This is a genomic window from Vibrio makurazakiensis, from assembly GCF_050337375.1.
Classification (GTDB): Bacteria; Pseudomonadota; Gammaproteobacteria; order Enterobacterales; family Vibrionaceae; genus Vibrio; species Vibrio makurazakiensis.
On sequence record NZ_JAKJSW010000168.1, the window covers coordinates 1 to 9198 of the forward strand.

A 9198-nucleotide genomic window follows, 5' to 3' on the forward strand; every position below is an offset into this window, starting at 1 on the left:
TGATAACAGTGCGCTACATTATTCTAAATCGCTAACTTTAGTTCGCTTGAACGAGAAAAAACAAGCGGCTCAAGAAATTGAAATGGCTGCGAACCTTGCTAAAAATAACAGTTACTATTGGTATTTAAATGGGGTGTTGCAAGAGCATTTCGATATAGATAAATCGACAGATGCATTTGAAAAAGCTTATATGATATCGGGCGCGCCAGAGCAGTTATACGCGGTTTGCGATATTTATGTCCGTTACGGAAATAGCAATGCTGATGAATGCTTAGCTGAACTTAGTAAAGTCGCTCCTGAATACATCATTGAACAGTTAAAAGATAAGAAACTGAAAGGTTAAAAAGCGAAGTTAATTAAGAAAACTCAAACGTCCCGACTCTTGAAGATAAGGGGCGTTTTAAACTCATATCATGCCGTTACCACTAGCTGCGTTAAAGTTAGCAGTTCCTCATTCATTCCAAGTTTTTGTATCATAAATACGAGTTCGTATAGGTGTTTATAGCCCAAATTACAGCGCTAAGTCACACTGATGTATTTACCTCTTCGGTAAATTTCTATGACTATCACAGAGTCGACCCATAAACTATTCCACCCTAATTAGAGTTATGGGAGTATGCGAAGAGTCGGTTTCAAAGTATTAACCTCAATATGAAAAGTGGGTTGATACGTGTTGGAGCAGTGTTTTAATTCCCAGCATGGAACTGCGCTGACAAATCAGCGTTTGATATGGGTGTGTCATGGATAGAATCATTCAACTGATCAAGCAAGACCCAGTAAGAGTTCAAGCTCTTGACTGTGTTAAAGGGCTTGACCTACCACAGTGCTATTTGGCCGCCGGATTTGTTCGAAATCTTGTGTGGGACCATTTGCACCACCGTTCAACACCTACACCACTTAATGATGTGGATGTTATCTATTTTGACAGCGATGAAGTCAACGACCAACGTTATTTAGAACTTGAACAGCAGCTTCTTTTAGAGATGCCTCAAGTGAATTGGCAAGTTCGTAATCAGGCAAAAATGCACCTTAGAAATGGTGATGAACCGTATCAAGATGTTGTTGATGCGATGAGCTATTGGCCGGAAAAAGAAACGGCTATAGCAATCCGAAAACTTTCCGACCATCGCTACCAGTGCATCTCACCGTTTGGTTATGAATCGTTATTTGATTTGAACGTGACATACAACCCTAAGCGCAAGCGATTGGAGTTTGAAGAGAGGCTAGAAGCAAAAGGGTGGTTATCGACCTGGCCTAAGCTTAATGTGGTTTATTCCTGACGTCTTTTAGCAACAACTCGTTATAAAGAAAGTTAAATTCCAGCATTTAGAAAAGGGCGCTTTCCACTGATGCACAAAGGCGAATTCAACGCCGTATATACAGTTCAATACATTTAATACACGGAGCGTTTAATGTTAACAAAAGATAATACCGGACTGATCATTGTCGATATTCAAGGGAAACTTTCGACATTAGTACACGATAGTGAAACGGTAATAGCGAATACCATCAAGCTCGTTAAAGGGGCAAAAGCACTTGGCCTGCCTATCATCTGGTTGGAGCAGAACCCAGAACGCTTAGGGCGAACCGTACAAGGCATTAGTGAACTCCTTGATGGAGTAAACCCCATTTCCAAATTTACGTTTAGCGGGTGCTCTGAGAGCGCGTTTAACGAAGCGATAAGCGATGCGAATGTCGACTCATGGTTAGTGTGCGGAATTGAAACGCATATTTGTGTTTATCAGACAGCTAAGACGTTAAAAATCGAAGGGTTTAACGTTGAAGTCGTCAGCGATTGCTGCTCCTCACGTGATCCAGACAATAAGCAATTGGCGTTGAATAAACTACAGGCTGAAGGTGTCGGTATTACAGGGCTTGAAATGTGCTTATATGAACTGGTTGAAGATAGCCGAGCACCAGTCTTTAAAGATATTTTGAATCTTATCAAATAGTAACAATCAGTCTACTTATTCACTTAAAGGTTCGTTTAAAGGTATATATGAAAGAACCACATAAATCCCAACCTTGTAAAACGGCTCAACCTAAATCAAAAGTTCGCATACGGGACTTAAAAGGGTTCGGCCCGAAAAGCGAAGAAATATTTGCACAAATAGACATCTATTCCGTCGATGATTTTATGGCTGCGGATACTTATGAATTGTACGCTCGGCTGAAAGCTAAGGTGAAAGGGACGGGCTTGAACTCTGTTTATGCGATGATCGGTGCTAAAGAAAATATCCACTGGCAGGAAGTCGCACGAACACGAAAAACTGAAATACTATTGCGACTTGATGAGCTTGGGCTCGCACCTAAATAGGAAGCCATATGAATTTATTGAGCGACATTCCGAGCCAATTACCCGATGAGATTTTTGAAGATTTGGTGGCAACCCCGAATGTTCGAATTGAACGAATTTTATCTAAAGGTCATAGCTCTCCAGAGCAAGGTTGGTATGACCAAAGTGAAAACGAATGGGTAATGGTTTTACAAGGAACTGGTACGCTCGTGTTTGAAGATGGTCGCCAAATTGTGCTTAACACTGGGGATTACATTAATATCCCCGCTCATGATAAACATAAAGTTGCTTCTACAGATGAAGAGCAAGTCACGGTGTGGCTAGCCGTATTTTATTAAGGGAACACTATGATTAATTTACGTCGAATGCGTGAAGAAGAATTTCCGGCTTACAGTGAATATTTTATTGAAGACTACAGTCAGGAAATTGCTCGTAACTACGGCCATCCAATCTCTACGGCAATTGAGTTGGCAAGAAAAGATTTAGAAAACAGTTTTCCAAATGGTTATGAGTTAAACGGGCACGAGTTACTGTGTATTGAATTGAAAGACAGTGATGAGAAAAATGCAGTAGGTTACCTTTGGCATTCTGTTAATACTAACGATAACTCGACTTTCATTTATGATTTTTACATCGCTGATTCTTTCCGAGGGCAGGGGCTAGGTAAACTGGCGATGCAGTATTTGGAAGACCAACTTCAGGCTAAAGGCATTGAACAGGTTAAGTTACGAGTCGCTTATCAAAACACCAGAGCATTGAAGTTGTATCAAGAGACTGGTTTTTCGATCACAGGCTTTAATATGTCAAAAAGCTTGGTTTAAATTAGCCTTTACAACAAACGACTCACTAGGATAAAAAATGAAATTTATTTGGTTAAAGGTGCTAATTACTGTGCTCGTGTTTGCTGGCCTATTCGGTGTGGTTTACTACAAGGTTGCCAGCGGTACGATGTAGCTAAATAGCTAAATAGCTAAATAGCTAAATAGCTAAATAGYTAAATAGCTAAACAAGTTCGTACAAGCCAGTGTGATTAGCACTTAAAGCTATTCAATCAGCCGTTTTAAGTGTTCTTGAAGCCAGTTTAGTGCTGGCCCTTGAGGCTTACTTTTTGAAGTAACTAAATCAACGGGAGGACACCAAGTTTTATGATCARAGGAAATGTCGATTTCAACTAATTTCCCATTCTTAATATCTTCTTCGACTAGATGACTCGGGATATACGCCCAACCTAAATTGCTATGTATCAGCAGTTCTTTAATTGAATTGAAATTATTTGACCACCAAATCTTACTGGCAAGCATAGGGAACTGTTCTAACGATTCCTCACCATAGCCTCTCAACATTAATTGACGGTGAACGACGAGTTCTTTTGTTCCTACTTTTCCAGCCTTAGCGAGTGCGTGGTTAGGGTGGCAGACTGAGCGAAATGGCAAGTTGCCAATAAAACACGGCTCAATATTTTGGTCGAATTTCAGTTTGGTAAACATCAGCCCAATATCAGCACGCTCGTCACTAATTAAGGGGATGACATCGGTACTTGCCACAGCCATTAACTCAATTTCTGTTGCTGGAAACTGTTCGCTAAACTCACTCAGTATTGTTGATAAAGAAGGCATCAGCAGCGAGTCATCGAAGGCGATCTTAATCATGTCTTCTTCGTTATTATTCAACGATTGTACAGACACATTCAGTTCTTCGACTTGCAGAACAATCGCTCTCGCTTGCTTGAATATTTGTTTACCTTGTTTGGTCAGAGTCGGTTTGCGTGTCGATCTGTCAAAGAGTTGAACATTGAAATCGATCTCCAGGTTATTTATCCCCTGGCTTACCGCAGATTGGACTTTGCCTAACTTTCTAGCGCTGGCAGAAAAAGAACCTAACTCTACCGCTTCAACAAACATCCTAAGTTGCTCAATATTATACATATCACTTTTACTGATGGTTACTATCTTTATTTAATCATAAATCAAGATAGTATCGTTCTCAAATCAACAGAGAGAGTTTATGTATGTCTCATAAAGAACGAATTTTGCACATGGTGCTTTTTGAGCTGGTGGCCTTAATTTTAATGGCTTCGTTAGCAACCCTAATTACAGGGAATGATGCATCTAAAATGGCTGGCCTTGCTATTACATTGTCGTTAATCGCGATGGGCTGGAACTACGTTTACAACTATGGGTATGACAAGGTTTTTGGTGCAGACCGAAGTGTAAGAACGCCTAAAACTAGGATCTTACATGGCTTAGGGTTTGAACTGGGCATGATGCTGATTTCGTTCCCTGTTTTAATGTGGACACTGCAAATGGACTTTTGGACAGTACTAGTGATGGATATTGGTGTGGTGATTTTCTTTGTTTTGTACGCTATTGGTTTTAACTGGGCTTACGACTCAATTAGAGGAAAGCTTCTGGTTCCAGCTAGTAATTAACAACCAAGCTTAAGAAAGGTAAAAAGCCGCTTATGCTAACGACGTTGGCAGGTAGTACAACCTCGGCAAGCAGATCGTGTTAGGCGGTCTAGCTTGCTTCTTTGAACTTTGCAGTAGGCGTTTTTTAATGCGCGTCTCGCTGAAAACCAATCGTCGGGCTTGGTCAGTAGTAAGTAGCCGTTAAATCTCTTTATCAGTTCAGTCCGATTCTGAGCTATGAATTTGCTATCAAAGCCAATATCAAAATGATCAAGTGCTTGCTCTATTGATGTGAACTTCGAGATTTGTTCCAGGATGTGTGGCTTTGTCATAAAAGGAAATGCAAAAGGGCGATGACTAGATATTACGGAGTTCTATTTTCGAGGCTTTGATTTAGGCCAATAATAACTTTGGTTCACTCTGGATTTCTAAAACCCTTCAAACTCATCGAAGGCTGCTCTGGCTTCTGCCATCGTGCAATTGGCTTTGTAGCAGAGCTCAGATAATGAAACTGTTGGGTCTTCCTGAATATAAGACAGTACTGAACGTTGGTTGAGTTCTGCGACTTTTGAACAAAAGCCCACTTCGTCCATATCGAACCTTTTACTCAACCATGAATTCATTTGAGTCGCTATTCTTTTAGAACTAGGGCTTTTAGCGAAGTGACTTTGATTGAGAATTTGAAACTGAAGAGTGTTTAACTGCTTTAGTGAACCCACCAAATGAAAGTGCTTATTGTGTGCTTTTCTTCTTACGTCGATGTCGTATTTTTCACACTCAAGAACTAAAGCCAAACGTTCCATCTTGTCGAGCGTATCGGCAATATTTTTAATGGGATAAGTGATTTGACCTTCGGCATTTTGTTGTTGGGTGATTTCGCCTTTTAGTGTGTCGTAAAAGCGATCCCATTTACGGCAACGTTTAGCATCTCGAATACTATCGATGAAGACCAAACTCAATACCAAGTTGTCGTATTCACCAGTGAGTTGATAATTTCGGCTTCTACCGACACGTTGTATTTTGCAATCAACCAAAGCGATGGCTTCATTAATCTCTTTAATGCCGTCAGTTTTAATTTTTTGTGCGAGAGAGAGTATGGGAATGCTGATGACAGGTTTCATGGGAATGGCTGTAATTGGTATCGAGGTTGTGGAATAGTTTAACACAACCTCTGTTTATTGGTGGTGGACTTACGTGTAAACCTAGCTCACTGATTGTTTATGATGTGCCGCTAGTTGTTGATATAAGACATCTTTTAAAGCCATTCGTTGCTGTTTTAACTCATGCATATTGGTGTCATCGATTGGGCTCCCAGACACTTCAAGCTGACGAATGTCGTAATCTAGTTCATGGTACTTTTGCATATCAGCTTTGAATGTTGGGTCGTCATGATTAAGTTGGACGATGTCCATTTTAAAGTCAGGAAAATCGATGATAAAAGCATGGTTTTCATTAAGCATGGGCGCTTCCTTCTTGAACTGATTAGTCTTAACTATAGAGTTATCGTTCTTAAAAAAATGTGGCTTATTTCCCATTATGAGCGATGTTTAATAATCGAATTGTAATTGCTAGAAGAGGAGAGGGCGAGAAAGCTGAAACCGCAATCGAAAGCTGTAGAAATAGCGTTTGTTTGAAAATCTACTCGCTAACAAATAAAAGACCCATTACCATATATACATCATGAATTTAAAGAAGATTAACCTATGTCCTTTCCTCCTTGTCCTCAATGCCAATCTGCATTTGTTTACCCAGACCAAGACCAGTTAATTTGCCCTGAATGTGCCTATGAATGGAGCCCAGTAGAAGAAGCTGAAGAGAAAGCGCTACGAGCAGTCAAAGACGTGAATGGTGCTGTACTGGAAGAAGGCGATAAAGTTACTATCATCAAAGACTTGAAAGTAAAAGGCAGCTCAACAGTAATTAAAATTGGCTCAAAGGCTGTTATTAAGCGCATTACAGAAGGGAAAGATCACCAATTGGACTGCAGAATTGATGGTGTCGGTGAAATGATGGTGACATCAAAGTACGTGAAGAAAGCTTAATTGGCGCTGGGGGATTCGCTTTTCTACGACTTATAGTCTGATTTGATGAAACGGAATAACCCCCTATTACTTAAAGGTGAGAACACATAGTGTAAACCCTCAACAATCGGTATCTGTGCCATCAGGAACCAGACCGAGACTTTCGCTTGGGATAACTGTTTCAAAGCTTGCGAATTCAATGAGCCCACTATCACCTAAAAATGATAATAGTGAAATAAATTGGAAATCAAGATCTACCGCTTTCGCTCTTACAAATCGTACGTCTTCAGAGCTAGGGGCTGCTAAAACCGTTCCGCTTTCATCTAAGTAATCTATCTCGATATTTTCATTCTCAATGATCGAAACATAACTATTATTTGAAACATAATCTTTTATTCCGCTATCCGAAATTTGGCATACAGAGGCCATGCGTGCAGCGGTACGTACTGCATCATTAACCGCTTGCATCGAATACATAAAGTATCCCAGCGATACGATTGAGAGCAAAACCAACATCAAAAAGGAAGATGTGATGGTAAATTCAATAATGGTGATACCCGATGTCTTTTTCATTGGACAATCCTCATTACTGTCGACGCACTCATAGGAACCTCTAAAGAGAATTCAGTCCCTGGAATTTTAGACATAAATTTTGGTTGAAACGTATACTCGCCTGATACCGTCACAAATAAATTATCTTCACAGCTGACAGTAATGTCGCTTGTTTCCCAGTCAGTCAGAAGCGCTGAGCCTCCAGCACTGAGATCGCCGTAAACAACAAGGTCTTTAATATTCCCTGATTCTGCTATTATTGGGTTGCAGCCTGAAGCGCCAGATTGAGTTGTAGCATAACGAGCTCCAACCCTGACAGCTTTATTTAGGGTATTCATTTCTATAAAAATTCTGGCGACTTCCATCACACCGACCAGCAGCATCATTAATACTGGAATGCCTATGACGAGTTCTACTGCAGCAAAGCCAGTTTGTTTTTTTAGCTTCATGAGCCACCGCCAACAGAGTTAGGATCTTTAAATAAAACAATACGGCTTATACCTGTATCTGTATTTGAGGCTCCACCATCCGTCACCGTGCATATCTCTATAAATTCACCAAAAATACTTTGTTGGCCTTTCTTTCCTTTAGAGCTGGAAGATGAATATCTCTGACTCATGAAAAAGCAGCCGATACTTGTTACGGTAAATTCTATTTTACCGCCAGATTTAGATGCCGAGTCGCAATCCAAAATAGGGACAGGAAGCACTCTACGCCACGCTACAGCAGAGCTAGATATACAGTTCGAATCTTCTAAACAATCATTTGTGGTGGTTGCGTAATCTGTATAGCTCCACTTATCGACATCGGCTAAAGCGTTATACGCATCAATGTTATCCGTTGTAATCGCAGGGCTTGGCTCTGTTGTTGATATATCCGGTGGGTAATAAACACTGTCGACGGTTCCACCATCAAACCGTGTATCGATACTGGTTGTTGGCCCTACTGCATTGCCTGGCTCCGAATCAATATCGTCGCCGACAGACACTACAACTGTGTTTTTTCCGACTAAGGCATCACTGACGGATGACTTACCACTACCAACGTCCAATAGATGAAAATTACCCGCACCAAGCCCATCAGGATCATCAGATTGGCTGCCGGTTTTTATTTCATAAACCTTTCCTACTTCGTAGCCTGAAGGCCCGACATCATTTCCTTCACACATGCCTATTGGTAGTATGTTAGAGGTTCCGTCAATAAATACAGGGCCGGCTACTGCGCTGGCTGAAACTTCTTTAGACAGCCCAAATATTTGAAGGAAAAAGTCAGTGAGCGCTAAATCTGTAACCTGAACCCGAACGTAAATTCTATCTGACGTTGATGCTGGAAAGGTGGTTGAAAAGCCGCTATTTGGCGTGTCCGAGTATTCGATGTCCAACAAATTCAGGCTGCTGCCATCTTCTGTTGCAGACAATTCGATTTCTGTATTTCCTGGTGCAGCGAGCACTTTATTATATGCAGCCACAACCGCTGAGTGAGTGTCGGCTGATTCATAAGTTCGGTTTGCCACTGTGGCACCAGCGAGTGCGATGGTGTCGACAGCATTTTGTAAGCGAGTTTTATTAACGACTAGGTGTGATACATCAACAGATAGCGCAGCAATTCCGATGAACACAGCCATGCTCATCGTAATCAAAACTAATGTGAGCCCGCGTTGTTTTTGGGGCCAATGATAGGGGGTTCTACGCTTCATGCTAGGTACCCTTTTTGTAGATCCAACCTAACCTGTTGATTAGGCGATAGACATTTAATTCCCATATTAACTATAGACAATCACATCAATACTGACCAATTATCTAAGCAATAGGGTCTAGTTTTATTGGACTAGAGTTTAAAAGCTATAATGAATACTGAAATCAATAGCTGGTTAAGGTTTGAGTGTAGAGCGAGAGGTATTTCAGTACGTTGAAGTATAGATT

At 40.8% G+C, this 9198-nt stretch carries 14 protein-coding genes and 1 pseudogene; 8 read left to right on the top strand and 7 right to left on the bottom strand.

Features of this window, described 5'->3' with window-relative positions; genetic code table 11:
- From L4C33_RS16295 to L4C33_RS16320, 6 genes and pseudogenes are all read left to right on the top strand, one after another.
- Window positions 1–343 (top strand): annotated as a pseudogene (locus L4C33_RS16295) (hypothetical protein); the annotation flags it as partial.
- A 397-nt stretch (window positions 344–740) separates the two neighbouring features.
- Window positions 741–1280 carry a nucleotidyltransferase family protein gene (locus tag L4C33_RS16300; protein ID WP_428813473.1) on the top strand — a complete coding sequence of 180 codons (540 nt, stop codon included), beginning with the start codon at window positions 741–743 and terminating at the stop codon, window positions 1278–1280.
- Window positions 1281–1412: 132 nt separating this feature from the next.
- Window positions 1413–1952, top strand: coding sequence for a hydrolase (locus L4C33_RS16305; RefSeq protein ID WP_428813474.1), 540 nt, complete (start codon window positions 1413–1415; stop codon window positions 1950–1952).
- Between the two features lie 47 nt (window positions 1953–1999).
- Window positions 2000–2317: a TfoX/Sxy family DNA transformation protein gene (locus tag L4C33_RS16310; protein ID WP_428813475.1), complete on the top strand. Its 318-nt coding sequence runs from the start codon at window positions 2000–2002 to the stop codon at window positions 2315–2317.
- A gap of 8 nt (window positions 2318–2325) precedes the next feature.
- Window positions 2326–2634, top strand: coding sequence for a cupin domain-containing protein (locus L4C33_RS16315; protein ID WP_428813476.1), 309 nt, complete (start codon window positions 2326–2328; stop codon window positions 2632–2634).
- A gap of 9 nt (window positions 2635–2643) precedes the next feature.
- The gene (locus L4C33_RS16320; RefSeq protein WP_428813477.1) at window positions 2644–3117 is read left to right on the top strand and encodes a GNAT family N-acetyltransferase; all 474 of its coding nucleotides are present in this window, start codon (window positions 2644–2646) and stop codon (window positions 3115–3117) included.
- Between the two features lie 222 nt (window positions 3118–3339).
- On the opposite strand, the gene L4C33_RS16325 is transcribed toward L4C33_RS16320, so the two are convergent.
- Window positions 3340–4221 carry a LysR family transcriptional regulator gene (locus tag L4C33_RS16325; RefSeq protein WP_428813478.1) on the bottom strand — a complete coding sequence of 294 codons (882 nt, stop codon included), beginning with the start codon at window positions 4219–4221 and terminating at the stop codon, window positions 3340–3342.
- 83 nt (window positions 4222–4304) lie between these two features.
- Between L4C33_RS16325 and L4C33_RS16330 the strand changes: the two genes are divergently transcribed.
- A complete protein-coding gene (locus L4C33_RS16330; protein WP_428813479.1) occupies window positions 4305–4724 on the top strand; it encodes a PACE efflux transporter in 420 nt (139 codons plus the stop codon).
- Between the two features lie 35 nt (window positions 4725–4759).
- Here L4C33_RS16330 and L4C33_RS16335 read toward each other — a convergent pair whose 3' ends face one another.
- From L4C33_RS16335 to L4C33_RS16345, 3 genes are all read right to left on the bottom strand, one after another.
- On the bottom strand, window positions 4760–5035 hold the full coding sequence (locus L4C33_RS16335) for a nitrogenase-stabilizing/protective protein NifW (protein ID WP_428813480.1): 276 nt from the start codon (window positions 5033–5035) through the stop codon (window positions 4760–4762).
- Window positions 5036–5131: 96 nt separating this feature from the next.
- Window positions 5132–5824 carry a ribosome recycling factor family protein gene (locus tag L4C33_RS16340; RefSeq protein WP_428813481.1) on the bottom strand — a complete coding sequence of 231 codons (693 nt, stop codon included), beginning with the start codon at window positions 5822–5824 and terminating at the stop codon, window positions 5132–5134.
- Window positions 5825–5905: 81 nt separating this feature from the next.
- Window positions 5906–6163 (bottom strand): HP1242/YdcH family protein, encoded by a 258-nt coding sequence (locus tag L4C33_RS16345; protein ID WP_428813482.1) that lies wholly within the window; start codon window positions 6161–6163, stop codon window positions 5906–5908.
- A gap of 243 nt (window positions 6164–6406) precedes the next feature.
- Between L4C33_RS16345 and L4C33_RS16350 the strand changes: the two genes are divergently transcribed.
- The gene (locus L4C33_RS16350) at window positions 6407–6745 is read left to right on the top strand and encodes a zinc ribbon domain-containing protein YjdM (RefSeq protein ID WP_428813483.1); all 339 of its coding nucleotides are present in this window, start codon (window positions 6407–6409) and stop codon (window positions 6743–6745) included.
- 99 nt (window positions 6746–6844) lie between these two features.
- Here the strand turns inward: L4C33_RS16350 and L4C33_RS16355 are convergent, their stop codons facing one another.
- Genes L4C33_RS16355 through L4C33_RS16365 form a run of 3 tightly spaced genes read right to left on the bottom strand, consistent with a single transcriptional unit; the run spans window position 6845 to window position 8972 of the window.
- A complete protein-coding gene (locus L4C33_RS16355) occupies window positions 6845–7297 on the bottom strand; it encodes a TadE/TadG family type IV pilus assembly protein (protein ID WP_428813484.1) in 453 nt (150 codons plus the stop codon).
- Window positions 7294–7725 (bottom strand): TadE/TadG family type IV pilus assembly protein, encoded by a 432-nt coding sequence (locus L4C33_RS16360; RefSeq protein WP_428813485.1) that lies wholly within the window; start codon window positions 7723–7725, stop codon window positions 7294–7296. Before L4C33_RS16360 ends, L4C33_RS16355 begins: the two co-directional genes overlap by 4 nt.
- Window positions 7722–8972, bottom strand: a complete 1251-nt coding sequence (locus L4C33_RS16365) for a TadE/TadG family type IV pilus assembly protein (RefSeq protein ID WP_428813486.1) — start codon at window positions 8970–8972, stop codon at window positions 7722–7724. The genes L4C33_RS16360 and L4C33_RS16365 overlap by 4 nt, the downstream gene beginning before the upstream one ends.
- Between the last annotated feature and the right edge of the window lie 226 nt (window positions 8973–9198).